This is a genomic window from Phyllobacterium sophorae (assembly GCF_003010965.1).
GTDB classification, from domain to species: domain Bacteria; phylum Pseudomonadota; class Alphaproteobacteria; order Rhizobiales; family Rhizobiaceae; genus Phyllobacterium; species Phyllobacterium sophorae.
Window position 1 is genome coordinate 597,823 of sequence record NZ_PGGM01000001.1, and the last position, 16,123, is coordinate 613,945.

The window sequence follows — 16,123 nt, forward strand, 5'->3', positions numbered from 1 at the left end:
TTAGTCCAAGTTCTTGGGATCAATGGCACGATGCAAAGCTTCACCCACCCAGGTCACCGAAAGGAGCGTCACCACGAGAGCGATGCCCGGGTAGATGAGGAGCCAGGGAGACGTTTCCATATGGCCGGCGCCGTCCGCGACCAGTACTCCCCAGCTGGCCATCGGTTCCTGGACGCCGAGGCCCAGAAAAGAGAGGAAACTTTCAGCCAATACGACAGCGGGAAGATTGAGCGCGGCGTAGACAACTACGGGACCCAGAATATTGGGCAGAACGTGACGCAACAATATCGTGCGCCCGGGCAGGGCGGCGACGCGCGCGCTCAGGATATATTCCTGCGCCTTGACCTGCATGGTCTGGCCGCGAACAATTCGCGACATGGTCAGCCATTCGATCGCACCGATGGCGATGAACATCAGCAGGATATTCCGGCCAAGAAACGTTACCAGTATGATGACGAAGAACAGCAAGGGAATACCATAGAGCACGTCAACCGCCCGCATCATGAAAGCGTCGGTGCGGCCACCGACATAGCCGGCAATTGCCCCATATATGACGCCGATGCCGAGGCTGACCGCAGTTGCCGTCAAGCCGATCAGGAGCGACAGCCGTCCGCCCACCATGATCCGTGCCAACAGGTCCCGGCCATTGGCATCCGTTCCAAGGGGAAACACGATCGTGTTGGTTGCTACAGTCAAGGCCGCCCGGCTGGTACCGGGTTCGGCTGTCATGTGAGGCGGTGCAAAGAGACCGCGGATCGCCAACGACTTTTTCATCAGGTCGAGATCGAGATTGCGGCGCGCTTCCACGACAGCCGTCACCACGCGTGTATCATCTATCCTGTATTCGACAACCTTCGCGCCCGCGTCGCGCACTGCCTTGGCGAACCCTTTCTCAATGGTCGTGGGGTCCGGCCGGGGCGTCAGGCCGGGTGGAACAAGGATATAGTCCCGGTAAACCTGGTTATATGGATGCGGATACAATAGCGGGCCAATCACACAGATACCGACGACAAGAAGCAGCAGCGCCGCACTGCCAACGGCGGATCTGCGCTTGAGGAAACGGCCGGCAGCCTGATGCCATAGGCCGGGTTCGTGGGGTATGACGTCGCGAAGCGCAGCCGGGTCAGTCATTGCTGACTCCCACCTGCACGCGCGGATCAGCGAGCACATACACGAGGTCAGTAAGCATGTTGAACAGCACGATGAAGCTCGTATAGACAATCACGGTGCCCATGACTGTCGTATAATCCCGGTTGAGAGCACCTTGTACGAAATAGCGGCCAATGCCATCAATTGCGAAGACTTGCTCCACGACCACGGAGCCCGTCAGTATGTTTGCCATGGCAGGTGCCATGTAGGAAATGACCGGAAAGAGCGCCGGTCTCAGCGCATGTTTCACGAGCACTGTCGCCGGCGGCAAGCCTTTGGCGATTGCTGTGCGCACATGCATCTGACCCAGGACATCCATAAGCGAGGCCCGCATGAGCTTGGCGATAATTCCAACTTGCGGCAATGCCACGGCGATCACCGGAAGCGTAAGATAGTACCAGCTTCCATCGCCCCATCCGGCTATGGCAAACCACCGCAATTGAAACGCGAGAATCAGGGATAGCAGTGGCGCCAGAATGAAGGACGGAACGAGCACGCCGATCATCGACAGATTGACGATCAGGCGTGACAGGAGACCATTTGGACTGACGGCGGCCAGCATCCCGACTGCTATGCCCAGCACAAGCGCCAGCAAAATCGCACAGATGCCGATCTGCAGCGTTGCAACCAGACCCGAAGCGAGAATGCTTGAGACCGATCGGTCGACGTATACCATGCTTGGCCCAAGGTCCGCATGCAGAAGATCCCGCATGTAAATCAGATATTGATCAAAGATGGGCAGATCCAGATGAAAATGCCGCTTGAGGTTAGCTTGGACCTGCGGCGGCATGATTCTGCCAAGATCGAACGGGCCGCCTGGCGCCAGTCGCATCAGGAAGAATGAGACGGTGATTGTCACGGCGATGGTGATGATCGCTGCGAGAATGCGTTTGCACAGAAAATAGATGAATCCCATAGACGCATACACTTTCAATCAACGGTGTCGCTGGGCGTATGCGATGGGCGCTGGGGATGCTCCGCAACGCCATCGCAAAGCACGATCAACGGTTAATCGCAAGATAGCGGGAAGGGTGCAACGCAAAACCGTTCTTGTTCCATCCGGTGATCTTCGGGTTCACAAGGCGTATGGAGTTGTAATAGTACAAGGGCACGATTGCGCCGTCCGTCAGTAGCATTCTTTCTGCCTCGGCAAGGAGCGCAAAGCGCTTGCTCTTATCGAGCTCCAGCGCTGCGGCATCCAGCGTCTTGTCATATTCGGCATTTGAATAACCTGTCGTGGAGCCCTCCTTGCCTGCATAATACAAGTTCAGGAAGTTCACCGGATCGGGAAAGTTGGCGATCCAGCTGTCGCGCGCCAGATCAAACTTTCCGCGGGCATTGCCGAGCCACTCCCAATACGCCGAGCCATCTCGATTGACGGGACTGAGATCGATCCAGATATCCTTCAACATATCGCTGAGTGCAACCGCCGTGCGATTATGCAGGTCGCTTGAATTGAAGTTCACCTCTAACTTTAGATGCTTATTTGGACCAAAACCGGCTTTCTGCATGAGTTTTTGTGCTTCCTCGACGCGCTGCATCAGCGGCTTGTCGGCAAAATCCATGGGTGGACTTTCATAGCCGTCCAGACCAGGAGGGACGAGGCTGTAGGCGTTCACTTCGTTGGTACCCAGAATATCCTCGGTCAGTGCAGCACGATCGATCGCCATATTGATTGCAAGGCGCACATCGGGATCTTTCACCTTGTCGCCGCTAAGACCGAAGTCGTAGTACTCGGTGCCCATGATCACTTCGACTCGTACCGAGTCGGGCATTTCCTTTACCGCCAGCGCATTTCCGTCGCTTTTGCTGCCGGGAGTGATATCCAGCTCGCCGGCTCGAAACAGGCGGACTGCCGTCCCGCCATCAAGAATTTGATTGTAGACGACTCCATCGAGCGAGACGGCCGATGCGTCGAAGAATTCGGGGTTTTTCTTCAGGACGATTTTGCCGTGCGGCTCGGAGGACTCAAGCATGAAAGCTCCGTTCGAGACGAGCTTGCCTGGGCTGGCGTAACCGCTGCCGAGCTTTTCGACACTTGCTGCGTGTAGCGGAAAGGCCGCGGTATTGGCCATCAAGTCAGGGAAATAAGGTGTCGGAGACGCTAGCGTAATCTCAAGCGTATGGTCGTCGACCGCCTTCACACCAATGGTCGCCGCATCTTTTATTTCGCCCTTGTTATAGGCTTTTGCATTTGCAATCGGATAGAGCAGGCTCGCATATTCGGCACCGAGCGAAGGTTCGAGAATGCGCCGGAAGGCAAACACGAAATCCTTGGCCGTTAGTGGATCGCCGTTGCTCCATTTCGTATCGTTCAATGTGAACGTATAGGTCTTGCCGTCGTCGCTGACCGTCCATTCCTTCGCGACACCTGGCTTCAGCACACCATCCTTGTCCCGGGTGGTAAGTCCCTCGAAGAGATCATGTCCGAGGTCCTCTTCGGCCAAGAGATGAAACTTCTGCACATCGAGTGTTCTCAGCTCCAGACTGAGGTCACGATTTATCGTCCCGGCAGCAAATGCGGGGCTTAGAAAGGTGCCCATAAGCATTACGGAAAAACCGGTGCTTGCCAGGGAAAGTGGACGGCACTTGCGGGTGGCCGCTGATATCGCATTGTGAAGAATGGTGTTCATGGCTAATCCTGTAAAAGGGTTGCTGAGGACTTCGGTGCGACTTTCGAATGATAGCTTTCAGTCTGGAATTGAGCGGACGCCTCCACGAAGGCGCTTAATAATTTCCTGTCGGCGTCATGCTGTAGATATTCAGGATGCCACTGCACGCCGAGGCAGAAGCGGTAACCAGTGCATTCAATACCTTCGATCACACCGTCGGCAGCAGCGGCATTGATGCGGCAGCCGGCTCCAACGGACTTGATCGCCTGGTGATGCGAACTGTTGACATGAATACTCGGCGCTTCCACGCTTTGGCGAAGCAAGGTCCCTTCGTAAACCTGAACATCATGGCTGGCGCGCTTCCGGCCGGCCGCGTTCTCGGTGTCGACGCTTGAACTGTGTTGAAGCGCTTCGGAAACTTCGTCCGGAATATGCTGGATCAGCGTACCACCGGTCACGACGGCAAGCAGTTGTTCGCCGCCGCATATCCCAAGAACCGGGATGTCACGCCCAAGTGCGCCAGCGACCAAAGCGGTTTCAAATTTAGTTCGTGCGGGTTTCAAACGGATCGCAGCACTGCGCATTTCCTCGTTGAACATCTGTGGGGGGACGTCGAAGGCGCCGCCGGTTACGACAATACCATCACATAGATCAAGGTAGGGGCCGACGAGATCCGGATGGTGCGGCAAGGCGATCGGCACTGCACCTAGCCCTGCAAGACTGGACATATAATTCTGTCGCAATGCGTACCAGGGTTGGTCGGAATAGCCGCCCGGATTTTCGCTGTCGAGAGTAACTCCGATGATTGGATTCGGCTTTGGTGGCACTGTGGTCTCGCTGTATTGTTTTGCATTCGTCTGTTTGATTGAAAATCCAGCAGACAGGTTGTCGCAGCAGTGCACAACAAAAACATCTTCGGGATTCTATTCACTTTTGATATGGTGCAGGCCAAACGTCCGCGCCGAGCAATAATCCTTTTGCAAATCACCCTTCGCCATATCGAGATATTTCACGCGGTCATGGCGTCGCGGACGGTTACTGGCGCCGCCATCTTGTTGAAGACCTCGCAACCGACCGTCAGCAGGGAACTCAAACGGCTGGAAACGCTCGCAGGCTTCACGCTATTCGATCGAAATTATCAGCAGCTGGTTCCAACAGCGCGCGGGCTGATGCTTTATGAAGAGGTCAAGCGCAGTTTTTTGGGACTCCACGAAATCGTGCGAACCGTTGAAGCATTGCGCCTTTCAAAGGGGGAGAGGATTGCGGTCACCTGCCAGCCTGCACTCAGCCAGTCACTTCTGCCAAGAGCGACGGCGAAGCTGCTTTCGCGGTATCCGGATGCGCGGGTCGAGGTCGATGGGAAAGATCCCAGGCACGATGACGGATTGGGAATCCACCAGTATGACCTTGGCTTGATCGAACTCATTCAGGGAATTCCAGGTACGCATTGCAGGAGGCTGGGAATCTTCCCTATGGTCTGCATTCTTCCTGAACGTCACGCGCTGGCGGCAAAAACATGCCTCGAGCCGTCGGACTTCACCGGCCAACCGGTGGTTTGTTTTTCGCAGAACGATCCCTACCGCAAAGTTCTCGACGGCATTTTCGAAGAACGGGGTGTCAATCGCAACATATGTGTGGAAACGAAAACGGCCGCGTCGGCCTGCAGTCTGGTACGGGAAAACATCGGCATCGCGATTATTAATCCGCTGACAGCGTTGGATTTTGCCAATCAGGGTTTGGCGGTGCGGCGATTTTCGATCGAAGTGCCCTTTCAGGTGGCTGCCGTCCGACCCAGTTACAAGCCGACATCCGTGCTGGTCGATGCCATGGCGGATGCTCTGGCGGATGTCGCTGACGAATACAGTGCCAGACTTATGGCAGCCGGCCTGTCGGTTCGCTAAGCGATGCTAGCTGCGCTCCTCCCAGATTCTCGCCAGTTCGACGAGCGTCTCAACACCCTTTTCCATGTCCTGACGGCTTACCCATTCGAGCGGCGAATGAAATGCGTGGCCGCCAGCAAAGATGTTGGCACAAGGCAGGCCCATGAACGATAGCAGCGAACCATCGGTGCCGCCTCGGATGCTGCCGCGCACAGGCACCATTCCGGCGCGCCGAACGGCTTCAATTGCATATTCGACGATCTCCGGATGACCGTCGAGGATGGTCTTCATGTTGCGATATTGCTCCTTGACCTCGAAGGTAAAGGATGAGCCGGGATAGTCGGTCATCACGTCCTTCACGATGTTCTCGAGCATAGTTTCCTTGGTTGTGAGGCCCTCATCGTTGAAGTCCCGGACAATAAGGCTGACAACGGCCTTCTCCATCGAACCTGTCACGCCTGTCGGGTGCACAAAGCCCTCCCGGCCCGCGGTGGTCTCTGGCGCAGCGCTGATCGGCAAGCGGTTGATGATCGCACCGGCGATTTTGATCGCGTTTTCCATCTTTCCCTTGGCAAAGCCGGGATGGATGGCGACGCCTCGAATGGTGATCTCGACGCCATCGGCCGAGAATGTCTCGTCTTCGATATGGCCGGCAGTTTCGCCGTCGATGGTGTAGGCGAACTGTGCGCCCAGCTTCTTGAGATCGACCTTATCTACCCCTCGGCCTATTTCCTCGTCCGTCGTGAAGAGGAGCTTGATCGTTCCATGCCTGATATCGGGATTGCCGACCAGGAATTGCGCTGCGGTCATGATCTCGGCAATGCCGGCCTTGTCGTCAGCGCCCAAGAGCGTCGTGCCGTCGGTGGTGACGATATCGTTGCCGATCTGGTCACGCAGCGACGGATTATCGCTAACACGAATGACCTGTTGCGGATCACCCGAAAGCTGTATGTCTCCTCCTCCGTAGTTCCGCACCATTTGCGGCTTAACGTTCATTCCGGTGAAGTCGGGCGCGGTATCCATGTGTGAGCAAAAGCAAATGACCGGAACGGGCTTGTCGACATTCGATGCAATGGTCGCATAGACGTAGCCGTGCTCGTCCATATGCGCATCGGACAGGCCCAGACCCAGAAGTTCCTCGACCAGCATGCGGCCCAGATTCTTCTGCTTTTCGGTAGAGGGCTGTGTCGGCGACTTGGGATCAGATTGGGTGTCGATGACGACATAACGGAGGAATCGATCGATAACAGTGTCAGTCATGGGGTTGATCCAATGTTCGTCAGGGATGAATTGCTGTAGCCTTTGATGCCGCCGCCGTGAATAAAATTTCGCTTTTCCGGTGTGTTTTCTTCGCGGCACATGCGTGCAAATTTGCTTCCTATTCGTCTATATCCACACCCTCAAACAAGTTGCCTCCAAACGGGTCAACCCGGAAATCTTTGACCTTGGTACTGACCGGCTGCGCCACAACCTGATGTGCAATTGTCAACCATGGCGCCTGTTGCTTGAATATGGCTTGTGCCTGCTCGTACAGCGTCGATCTTTCGGCCTGGTCCGTAGTGAGTTTGGCCGCCTGAATAAGTTTTTCAAAATCCTGATTGCACCAGTTTGCCCGGTTGCCGCTGCCGATCGCCTTGCACCCGAGCATGGCTGCAAGAAAATTATCCGGATCCGCAATTCCTCCAGTCCAGCCAAGAATGACAGCGCCATCCCGATTTTTATCCTGGGATCTTTTTAGATACTCGGCCCAATCGTACGAAACGATTTCAGCCTTGATTCCGACCTTCGCCAAATCAGACTGCATCAATTCAGCCGTACGGCGTGCGTTTGGCATGTAGGGACGCTGGACCGGCATCGCCCAGATATTCATGACGAGGTCTTTTACGCCAGCGTCAGCAAGCAGCTTTCGCGATTGTTCCAAATCGTAGGGATCGTCCTTGATGTCTTTGTTATAAGACCAGACCCCTGGAGGCATGGCATTGATGGCAGCAATACCTGTTGAACCGTAGACGGCATCGATAATCGCCTGCTTGTTGACCGCCATATTTATGGCTTTGCGCACCCTGACATCGTCAAAAGGAGCAACCATTGTGTTGTAGGCCAGATAGGCGATGTTTAAACCTTCCTTTTGCAGAAGATTAATGGCGGGGTCGGACTTCATTTTCGCGAGGTCGGCGGGATTCGGGTATGCCATTACATTGCATTCGCCTGCCTTCAGTTTCTGATACCGGACAGACGCATCAGGCGTGATTACGAAGATCAGATCATCAATCTTTTGCTTGCCTCCCCAATATTCGGGGTTGGCGTGGTAACGAATAACCGCATCTGGCTGGTAGTCGACAAACTGATATGGACCCGTTCCTATCGGCTTTGCATTGAGCTGCTCCCGCTTGCCCTCCGCCAGGAGCTTGTCTGCATACTCTTTGGACTGGATAGCGGCAAATGTCAGGGAGAGAGAGGCGATAAACGTTGCCTCCGGCCGCGTAAGGACGAATTTAACGGTATGGCCGTCAACTTTCTCGAGTTTGTCGATAAGACTTGGAAATGAATACGTATCGTATTGTGGCCAGATGCCCTTGCCGTAGTCGTAGTAGGGGTTGGCCTTGTCGCCCTGACGATCGAACGTGAAGATCACATCATCAGCGTTGAATTCGCGTGTTGGCGTGAAATAGCTAGTTTTCTGGAATTTCACCCCCTTGCGCAGCTGGAATGTATATTCTTTCCCATCGCCGGAGATGCTCCAGCTTTCGGCAAGGCCCGGCTCCAATTCAGTTGAACCTCGTTTGATCTTGATAAGGCCATCGGAAACGTTGCGCGCCGACGCATCGTAAGTGGTGCCCGATATGGAGAGCGCCGCATCAAACCCTTCTGGCGAGGCCTCCGAACAATAGACAAGTGTCTTGGCCGATGCGCCAGCCGCTGCAATTCCGCTCAGCGCAAGAGCGAGCATCGTAGCTGAAAGGATTTTCCCGCAGATTTTCATTCCCTTTGACCCCTGTTGCATCAATAAGCCAGTAGTTGCAGGTTTAGGGTTTATTGACGAGAGCCTTGGTCAATGCAACACAAACAAATCTACCGCTATGTTACAAGCAGCGAAATCAAACCGGCACCTCGTCGAAGGCAACAAGCTCAATGGATATTGTTGAACGTTTTCTGAACTATACCCGCATCAATAGCACTGCCGTAATCGGAGCGGGACATCTGCCCTCGAGCCCGGGTCAGACAGCGCTGGCGAAGTTGTTAGCTGGCGAATTGCGCAGTTTAGGACTCAACGTCGAGGAGCGGGAGCATTCCATTGTAGTTGGTACGCTGCCGTCCAATCTGGACGATGCGACCCGCAAAGCCCCTACGATCGCCTGGGTCGCTCACTTGGATACCAGTAATGAGTATGCCACCGATACCAACGCCCGGATTATCGATTACAGAGGCGGAGATATTGTGCTGAACGAAGCGCTTGAGGTAGTCATGCGCGAGAGTGCCTTCCCCGAGCTAAAGCGTTATGTGGGCGATCGAATCATTGTCACTGATGGTACAAGTCTGCTGGGAGCGGACAACAAGTCAGCTATCGCCGAGATCATGCACGCGATAGAGACCCTACAGGCGAACCTGCAAATCCAGCATGGCGAGGTGAAAGTTGTCTTTGTGCCCGATGAGGAGATCGGCCTCCTGGGTGCTAAGGCACTGAATGTGGAGACCCTCAATGCTGACTTCGCCTATACGTTGGATTGCTGCGCGATTGGCGAGATTGTCTTTGAAAATTGGAACGCTGGGGAATTCCAGGTAAAGTTCCGCGGACAGAGCGCCCACCCCATGTCTGCCAAGGGTAAACTCCGCAATGCAGTACTTTATGCGCAACAGTTTATCTCGATGCTGCCCGGAGGCGAACGCCCCGAATATACTGAGAACCGGGAAGGGTATTACTGGGTCACAACCATCCACGGCACAGTTTCGGAGGCGCAGCTGAATCTCCACATCCGCGACTTTACCCAAGTTGGATTCGAGCAGCGACGTCGTTTTGTCGAAACGCTTGTCGAAAGCTTCAACCAACTCCATGGTGCCGAAACGGTGACGGCCGCATATCAACCGGTCTATCGCAATGTAGCCGAGCATCTACAGGGAGAAAACCGCTATCCGGTGGAACTCGCGCTGGAGTCCATGAAGGCGATTGGCGTGGAGCCATTTCCCATTGCCATGCGTGGCGGGTATGACGGAGCAGTACTTTCCGAAAAGGGTCTACCTTGCCCCAACCTCTTTTGCGGAGCGCACAATTTCCATTCGGTATATGAGTTCTTGCCGGTGGGTTCCCTCACTAAAGCATCCGAAATGATCCTTGAAATCCTGCGTCGAGCCGTGGCTGATCGCTGAAGGCGTGTCGATAAATCCCGTGCATGCATTTCGGCCGCGTACTACACCTGTGAAGCAATCCATTGGGAGAATGCGATCATTGCTGACGTCAAGGATCGGGATTGAAGTCGTGTAAGCCAGTAGCTTCCCAACGATATGGCAGTCGGGAAGGGCTGTTCGATAGCGCCAGATGCAAGGTGGCGGGAAAACATGGAAGGCGGTGCTAGCGCGACACCCATTCCCTGGAGGGCGGCTTCCATCATGCCGAGGGATGAATCAAACACGATACCTCTGCTCAATGGGGGGGATGCAGCAACACCAGCCGCCGCGAACCAACTGCTCCACTCGTCTTTCCGGTAGCTTCTCAGGAGTGGTTGATTGGTGAGGTCGGCAGGCTCTCGCAACATTTCTGCCAGTTCGGGGATGCAGAGGGGAGAAAGGGGGGCGTCGAAAAGCCGGATCGCCTCGGTGCCATGCCAGGATCCGTTCCCAAATCGAATGGCGAAGTCGAGCCCTTCTGCTGCCATGTCCACACGATTGTTATTTGTCGATAATCGGATGTCGACAAACGGGAATTGCCGTTGGAAATCGGGCAACCTTGGAAGCAGCCACCCAACAGCAAAGGTTCCAACCGTACCCAAAAACAGCAGTTCGCGAACGTGGCCGCCCTCGATGCGTTCCAGGCTGAGCGCCAACTGATCAAAGGAACCAGTCACGACGGGCAGCAGCGCTTCGCCTTCGGCGGTTATCTTGAGGCCCCTGGGAAGGCGCTGGAACAGCCGTACTCCCAATCGTGTTTCGAGGCTTTTTACCTGTTGACTCACTGCGGCCTGCGTAACGCACAGCTCAATGGCTGCTCGCGTGAAACTCAAATGCCGTGCAGACGCCTCAAAAGCCCTTAGGCCATTCAGTGGGAGGTACGGTCGAACCATGGATAGCCTAGTTTTTCTTATGCCTCTCCCCAGATATCATCGTTTGTCATGCAAATACAGCGTCCATAGATACGATAATGCCAAGATTTGCTGTGTTTGCAAAAGTTTGCATTATACCACGCCGAATTGGAGCAACCATGGTGCGGGGCAATATTGAAAGCTGGCAAGAGCCAGAATCGTTAATTGAGACAGGGGAAGTCCTCGTATGAAATTCAAAGCAGCCGCCACCATGACGGTAACTTTCGCCATCATCTGTACCTCAACGGTGGCCGGCCATGCCGCTGACCACCGCGCCCGTGTTAAAACTGTCGTGGACGCGGCGATCGAGCCAATTATGCAAAAGTACAACATCCCTGGAATGGCGATCGGCATAACTGCCGGCGGAAAGCCTTACATGTTCGGTTATGGCGTAGCCTCCAAGGAAACCCGGAAACCTGTCACACCCTCCACCATTTTCGAAGTTGGATCGATCAGCAAGACATTCACCGTGACACTGGCATCCTATGCGCGGGTAAGCGGTCATCTCTCATTGTCGGACAAGACCAGCAAGTATCTGCCATCGCTTGAGAGGACCGAGTTCGGCAAAGTCGAACTTCTCCATCTTGGCACCCACACCCCCGGCGGCTTCCCGTTGCAGGTGCCAGACGATGTCACCAACGACGATCAGTTGATGGCGTATCTGCGGAGCTGGAAACCGGCTTACAAGGTTGGCACGCACAGGACCTATGCCAATCCGAGCATTGGAATGCTCGGGGTCATAACGGCGAAAAGCATGAACGGGGACTTCGCCCCGTTGATGGAAGGCCAATTGTTTCCGGCACTTGGATTGACGAGCACCTACATCAATGTGCCGAAGGGCAAAATGCCATACTATGCCCAAGGTTATACGAAGAAAGATGATCCCGTGCGGGTAAGCAAGGCCGTGCTGTCCTCGGAAGCCTATGGCGTGAAAACCACCGCCACCGACATGATCCGCTTCCTGGAGGCGAATATGAACATGATCAAACTGGACGAAAAACTCCAGCAAGCAATCACGGATACGCACACCGGCTACTTCCAGGTTGGCGCGATGACCCAGGATTTGCTATGGGAGCAGTACGCCTATCCGGTCGATCTGAGGACGCTGCTGCGAGGCAATTCCAGAGAGATTTCCTCCAATCCAACGCCGGTCACGCAACTGACCCCGCCGCAGCAGCCGCGTGACGATGTGTTGATCAACAAGACCGGTTCGACCAATGGCTTCGGGGCGTATGTCGCATTCGTTCCGGAGAAACAGCTGGGCATCGTTATTCTGGCAAACAAGTACTATCCCAACGAGGACCGGATTACCGCGGCCCACCAAATATTGACGCAACTTGCTGCTGAAAGCGGTTCAAAAGACTGACAGAGTGATCATGAAAATCCCTCGCGAGACACTTTCGCGAGGGATTTTGTGTCTCGTTGGGATGCAGACATAATTTCCTTCTTCTTAGTTACGCTCAGGTGGTTTGGCTGGGCGAGAACTCGTTGGCGTGTCGCTTCACGAAGTCGAACACGGTCATCGGCCGCAGGCCGGTGATCCTGAATACATCGTCGGTCATCCGGTCGTACCGGCCCTGCTTGTGAAGGTCGGCCATAACCGCAAGGTGGCTTGCCAGATGCTGGGGAACTCCGAGTTCCTTCAGTTTCTCGACCCAAGGCGATACTGGTACGTCCACATAGGTGATCGCGCGTCCGAGTGCGTCGGAGAAGGCGTTGGCGTATTGTTTCATATCCCTCGATTCTGGTCCGGTGAGATTGTAAATTTTTCCGATATGTGGAGCTGGATCGTCGAGGATGACCGAGACGACGCGGGCGACGTCGAGCGAGGAAATCGGCGATGTCTTGCTCTGTCCAAGGGGCAGTACGAGCTGGTTGCTCACTTTCACGCCATGCGCGGCAAGCCGTAGGAAGAAGCCTTCCAGAAACACCGTTGGACGCACTATAACGACAGGTAGCCCCGACCATTCCAAAGCCTGCTCGGAAAGCCAGTGCAACTTGTGTTGCGGACTGTCAGTCGTCTCTGTTACGCTCATCTGCGTCACCGTCATCTGGGACATATTGACGAACGCCTCAACGCCGTGATGCCGCGCAACAGCAGCGGTATTAACGGTTGCTTCCAGATAGTTCGGAGAGACCGACATGCCGAAATAGACGCGTTCGACGCCTTCCATTGCACGATGCATCGAGGCGAGGTCGGTCAGATCGCCAACGACGACTTCAGCGCCGAGCTTGCGCAGAGCCTCGGCCCGCTCATCTTCCCGGCGCACGAGGGCGCGGACTTTATTTCCGCGCTCGATAAGCATCGCCGTGACGTTGCGTCCTATGGCACCAAGATCCCCGGCCGCCCCGGTGACGAGGATCGGCTTCTCGGATTTGGGGTTGATGTTCATTTTCCGCATCCTTTCATGGTTAGGGCTTAAACGTTGCAGGACATCCTCGATCTTCCGGACCGCTCGCTGGCGAAGCCGGGGCCGATCAACAGCCGCCGAAATTCCGGACGGCTGTAGTGGCCGCGTGAATCCGACGGCCTCTTGCGAGTAGCCATCTGCGGAAAGCCGAAATCAGCGATGACCCCGCCTTTGCCAACCCGGAGGCTTCGCCGGCGATCTCTCCATTGAGCGATATTACAACGAGTTTTCAGATAGTCGCATAAAGTTGAACCAAAGACAGTTGTGATAAAGCGCTCCACCACCTTTTTTAGGGTACTATTGATCCCCAATGGTGATGGACACGAATAGCCTTTTAGGCTGTTTGGTGCGCGCTACTGGCGGCGGGCCGCGCGGTAAATCATGGCCGCGATCGAGTTCAGATTCGTCCGCAATCGCTTATCCGGCATATCGCAGCGAACTTGCGCCCATCGCTAATTTTGCATTGCTCATGAGGGGCATGACGGCAGCGAAAGCGGTTGAGTCAGACCCTCCAACAGTTCGCGTTTTAGAGGGACCGAGGATGGCACATCTATTAGACGAAGTTCTGGCAGCACATGGTGGCCTTGAACATTGGAACTCTTTTGAGAAAGCCAACGTGACGATTATCTCAGGCGGTGAATTGTGGGGGATGAAAGGGATAGAGGCTGATGCAACGCCTCGTCGTGTAACCGCGGCCATACATCATGAATGGGCGACCATAATGCCCTACGGCAATCCCGACTGGCGTATGACTTTCGTACCCGAACGCGTTGTGATTGAGACGACAGATGGAATGGTCATCGCCGATAGGGACAATCCGCGTACTGCCTTCGCCAGTCACACGCTAAACACGCCGTGGGATGCGCTCCACCGAGCTTATTTCAATGGCTATGCCATGTGGACTTACCTGAATACTCCTTTTTTACTGGCTCTGCCGGGTTTCAAGACGGAGGAAGTCGCGCCATGGAACGAAGAAGGAGAGACGTGGCGCGTGCTGCGGGCAACGTTTCCCGCAGGGATCGAAAGTCATTGCCCGGTACAGGATTTCTATTTTGGACCAGATTTCTTACTTCGTCGCCATGACTACCAAGTCGATATCTCCGGCAGCTTTCCGGCGGCGCAATATGTCCACGACTTGGTAACGGCCAATGGCATTCGGTTTCCGACGAAACGACGGGCTCACCCCCTGGGTGCTGATGGTCGCCCCGAACGTGACAGGACTTATGTCTGGATTGACCTTAGCGAATACACCATGAGTTGAGGCCGTTCACCACCTTGGTTGTGTCTCATCGCAACAGCGAACAAGACCATCATGGTGCGTGCGTCGGAATTAGCGATCATGCTGTAGCCGCTTTCGATTGGCGGTCGACGTTGATCCGGGCAGTTCAATGCAGCTCTGGTTCGCGTCGCGCAGCCTCAAGAGGTGAGAGGTATTCATTGGTTATTTCGTTCTCCAAGCGGGAGATGTTTTCGGGATCTTGCTTACGAGATCGTATTCTGACGCGATGCGACGACATCGATCTCATAGCGGGAGATGCCAATATCCTCGAGCTCGCGATCGGTAAGTTGCATGAGTTCGCGGGTGATCTGGCGATAGCGCTGATGGGCGCGGATTTTCGACAGTATATATGCCACATACATGGGGCGTTCCTTTATGTTGAAGTGACCGGCACAGCCGGTTTTGGGTGGTTGCTATCATCGAAATATCGGGGGCGAGGGCGAAGCCGAGGGGCCCCGCCCTCATTTTGGTCAGGTACGGGCCGAGCGGAGCGCTGCGAGCGAGTCGATGGCGATCCAGAGAGAAATGGCGAGCAGGCCAACGTCCTTAAGCAGGAACTGCCCAGGAGCGACCGAGATCGCTGGAAGGCTGAACTCCGGTAAGAACACGCCGGGAGTCGTCACCATGAAACTAAGCGTCGTCACGAACAGCCCGGCAGAGAGCAGGCCACCGGCGAGCGAGTACGCCGGGTTGACGAGCCGAGCCGCAATCAAGGCACCGATGCTGAGTTCGAGGACACCGAGGAGGCTCGAGAAGCCTCGCACGCTAAACAGGGAATAGGTCCAGCTCAACAGCGGATTGTTGCCGACCAGGCCTGTAAGACCTTCCGCTTCATAGGCGGTGAATTTCATACCACCGAACCAGGCGTAAATCACAACCAGCGAGGCATAGAGGCCCACTGCTGCGATGGTCCGGCCGTGTCGTTCGATTAATTCGAAGGGCAAAGGGGTGTGGGCCGGGGCGCTCTGATACGCCGCGACGCCGTGGATAGAAACACGAGGCATGGTCTTCTCCTTGGGTTGTCCGCGGTGGGCGACTTGCCCGTTTGACGCGGAATAAACAATACCGATCTGTATCGATAACCCTTGATATACCGATCTGTATCGTTTGGCAAGATTTCTTTCAAAGAATTGTCGCCTCTCATTAAGCGCGTTCCTGCTTTTGATGCAGTCGCGGCGCGACGAGCGGGTCGTAATACCATAAGAAAAGGCATAGATGGGTACAGAGTCGTCTTGTATTTGAGCGTGTGTCCGGTGCTTCGTCATGAACAAGGCGGCTCGCTCCAGAGCCAGTACACATGGTGTTGCATGTTGACGGCGTTGCGGGAGAAGGTAGGCAGGGCACACTGTTTAATCAAAAAAGAAACATTTCTGTATCTTTTGAACGCAAAGGTGCCGCCCTTCGGCTGATTTCCTGGTGCTCTCTCCAAAAATAGTCACGTCCGGCTCAGTCGCCTCTTGTCTTTGTTTTGAGTCGCCGCTAAATAAAGATACAGATC

14 protein-coding genes are annotated in these 16,123 nt (G+C 55.0%); 4 read left to right on the top strand and 10 right to left on the bottom strand.

Features of this window, described 5'->3' with window-relative positions; genetic code table 11:
- The 4 genes from CU103_RS02930 to CU103_RS02945 form a co-directional block, all read right to left on the bottom strand.
- Entirely contained in the window at positions 1-1,131 is a 1,131-nt protein-coding gene (locus CU103_RS02930; protein WP_162707181.1) for an ABC transporter permease, read from the bottom strand.
- On the bottom strand, positions 1,124-2,065 hold the full coding sequence (locus CU103_RS02935; RefSeq protein WP_106662390.1) for an ABC transporter permease: 942 nt from the start codon (positions 2,063-2,065) through the stop codon (positions 1,124-1,126). The genes CU103_RS02930 and CU103_RS02935 overlap by 8 nt, the downstream gene beginning before the upstream one ends.
- Before the next feature lie 85 nt (positions 2,066-2,150).
- Entirely contained in the window at positions 2,151-3,782 is a 1,632-nt protein-coding gene (locus CU103_RS02940) for a peptide ABC transporter substrate-binding protein (protein WP_106662391.1), read from the bottom strand.
- A gap of 2 nt (positions 3,783-3,784) precedes the next feature.
- Positions 3,785-4,588 (bottom strand): gamma-glutamyl-gamma-aminobutyrate hydrolase family protein, encoded by an 804-nt coding sequence (locus CU103_RS02945; RefSeq protein WP_106662634.1) that lies wholly within the window; start codon positions 4,586-4,588, stop codon positions 3,785-3,787.
- Between the two features lie 150 nt (positions 4,589-4,738).
- Here CU103_RS02945 and CU103_RS02950 point away from each other — a divergent pair, with 150 nt between their 5' ends.
- On the top strand, positions 4,739-5,662 hold the full coding sequence (locus CU103_RS02950; RefSeq protein ID WP_170116980.1) for a LysR family transcriptional regulator: 924 nt from the start codon (positions 4,739-4,741) through the stop codon (positions 5,660-5,662).
- Between the two features lie 6 nt (positions 5,663-5,668).
- On the opposite strand, the gene pepT (CU103_RS02955) is transcribed toward CU103_RS02950, so the two are convergent.
- Both pepT (CU103_RS02955) and CU103_RS02960 read right to left on the bottom strand, forming a co-directional pair.
- The gene (gene pepT, locus CU103_RS02955; RefSeq protein ID WP_106662393.1) at positions 5,669-6,901 is read right to left on the bottom strand and encodes a peptidase T; all 1,233 of its coding nucleotides are present in this window, start codon (positions 6,899-6,901) and stop codon (positions 5,669-5,671) included.
- 118 nt (positions 6,902-7,019) lie between these two features.
- Positions 7,020-8,624: an ABC transporter substrate-binding protein gene (locus CU103_RS02960; protein ID WP_106662394.1), complete on the bottom strand. Its 1,605-nt coding sequence runs from the start codon at positions 8,622-8,624 to the stop codon at positions 7,020-7,022.
- Between the two features lie 149 nt (positions 8,625-8,773).
- Here CU103_RS02960 and pepT (CU103_RS02965) point away from each other — a divergent pair, with 149 nt between their 5' ends.
- Positions 8,774-10,006 (top strand): peptidase T, encoded by a 1,233-nt coding sequence (gene pepT / locus CU103_RS02965; protein ID WP_106662395.1) that lies wholly within the window; start codon positions 8,774-8,776, stop codon positions 10,004-10,006.
- A gap of 41 nt (positions 10,007-10,047) precedes the next feature.
- On the opposite strand, the gene CU103_RS02970 is transcribed toward pepT (CU103_RS02965), so the two are convergent.
- The gene (locus CU103_RS02970; protein WP_106662396.1) at positions 10,048-10,917 is read right to left on the bottom strand and encodes a LysR family transcriptional regulator; all 870 of its coding nucleotides are present in this window, start codon (positions 10,915-10,917) and stop codon (positions 10,048-10,050) included.
- A gap of 205 nt (positions 10,918-11,122) precedes the next feature.
- Here CU103_RS02970 and ampC point away from each other — a divergent pair, with 205 nt between their 5' ends.
- Positions 11,123-12,301: a class C beta-lactamase gene (ampC, locus tag CU103_RS02975; protein ID WP_106662397.1), complete on the top strand. Its 1,179-nt coding sequence runs from the start codon at positions 11,123-11,125 to the stop codon at positions 12,299-12,301.
- 94 nt (positions 12,302-12,395) lie between these two features.
- Here ampC and CU103_RS02980 read toward each other — a convergent pair whose 3' ends face one another.
- Complete coding sequence (locus tag CU103_RS02980; RefSeq protein WP_106662398.1) at positions 12,396-13,328, bottom strand: SDR family NAD(P)-dependent oxidoreductase; 933 nt, start codon at positions 13,326-13,328, stop codon at positions 12,396-12,398.
- Between the two features lie 559 nt (positions 13,329-13,887).
- Between CU103_RS02980 and CU103_RS02985 the strand changes: the two genes are divergently transcribed.
- Positions 13,888-14,607, top strand: a complete 720-nt coding sequence (locus tag CU103_RS02985) for a hypothetical protein (RefSeq protein WP_106662635.1) — start codon at positions 13,888-13,890, stop codon at positions 14,605-14,607.
- Positions 14,608-14,828: 221 nt separating this feature from the next.
- On the opposite strand, the gene CU103_RS02990 is transcribed toward CU103_RS02985, so the two are convergent.
- Entirely contained in the window at positions 14,829-14,987 is a 159-nt protein-coding gene (locus CU103_RS02990; protein ID WP_106662399.1) for a DUF1127 domain-containing protein, read from the bottom strand.
- 108 nt (positions 14,988-15,095) lie between these two features.
- Positions 15,096-15,629: a YkgB family protein gene (locus CU103_RS02995; protein WP_106662400.1), complete on the bottom strand. Its 534-nt coding sequence runs from the start codon at positions 15,627-15,629 to the stop codon at positions 15,096-15,098.
- Positions 15,630-16,123: the final 494 nt, after the last annotated feature.

What these genes read in the sequence shown, in the direction of transcription:
- CU103_RS02930 (WP_162707181.1), bottom strand. Translation starts at nt 1,131, where the DNA reads ATGACTGACCCGGCTGCGCTTCGCGACGTCATACCCCACGAACCCGGC.
- CU103_RS02935 (WP_106662390.1), bottom strand. Translation starts at nt 2,065, where the DNA reads ATGGGATTCATCTATTTTCTGTGCAAACGCATTCTCGCAGCGATCATC.
- CU103_RS02940 (WP_106662391.1), bottom strand. Translation starts at nt 3,782, where the DNA reads ATGAACACCATTCTTCACAATGCGATATCAGCGGCCACCCGCAAGTGC.
- pepT (WP_106662393.1), bottom strand. Translation starts at nt 6,901, where the DNA reads ATGACTGACACTGTTATCGATCGATTCCTCCGTTATGTCGTCATCGAC.
- CU103_RS02960 (WP_106662394.1), bottom strand. Translation starts at nt 8,624, where the DNA reads ATGAAAATCTGCGGGAAAATCCTTTCAGCTACGATGCTCGCTCTTGCG.
- pepT (WP_106662395.1), top strand. Translation starts at nt 8,774, where the DNA reads ATGGATATTGTTGAACGTTTTCTGAACTATACCCGCATCAATAGCACT.
- CU103_RS02970 (WP_106662396.1), bottom strand. Translation starts at nt 10,917, where the DNA reads ATGGTTCGACCGTACCTCCCACTGAATGGCCTAAGGGCTTTTGAGGCG.
- ampC (WP_106662397.1), top strand. Translation starts at nt 11,123, where the DNA reads ATGAAATTCAAAGCAGCCGCCACCATGACGGTAACTTTCGCCATCATC.
- CU103_RS02980 (WP_106662398.1), bottom strand. Translation starts at nt 13,328, where the DNA reads ATGAACATCAACCCCAAATCCGAGAAGCCGATCCTCGTCACCGGGGCG.
- CU103_RS02985 (WP_106662635.1), top strand. Translation starts at nt 13,888, where the DNA reads ATGGCACATCTATTAGACGAAGTTCTGGCAGCACATGGTGGCCTTGAA.
- CU103_RS02990 (WP_106662399.1), bottom strand. Translation starts at nt 14,987, where the DNA reads ATGTATGTGGCATATATACTGTCGAAAATCCGCGCCCATCAGCGCTAT.
- CU103_RS02995 (WP_106662400.1), bottom strand. Translation starts at nt 15,629, where the DNA reads ATGCCTCGTGTTTCTATCCACGGCGTCGCGGCGTATCAGAGCGCCCCG.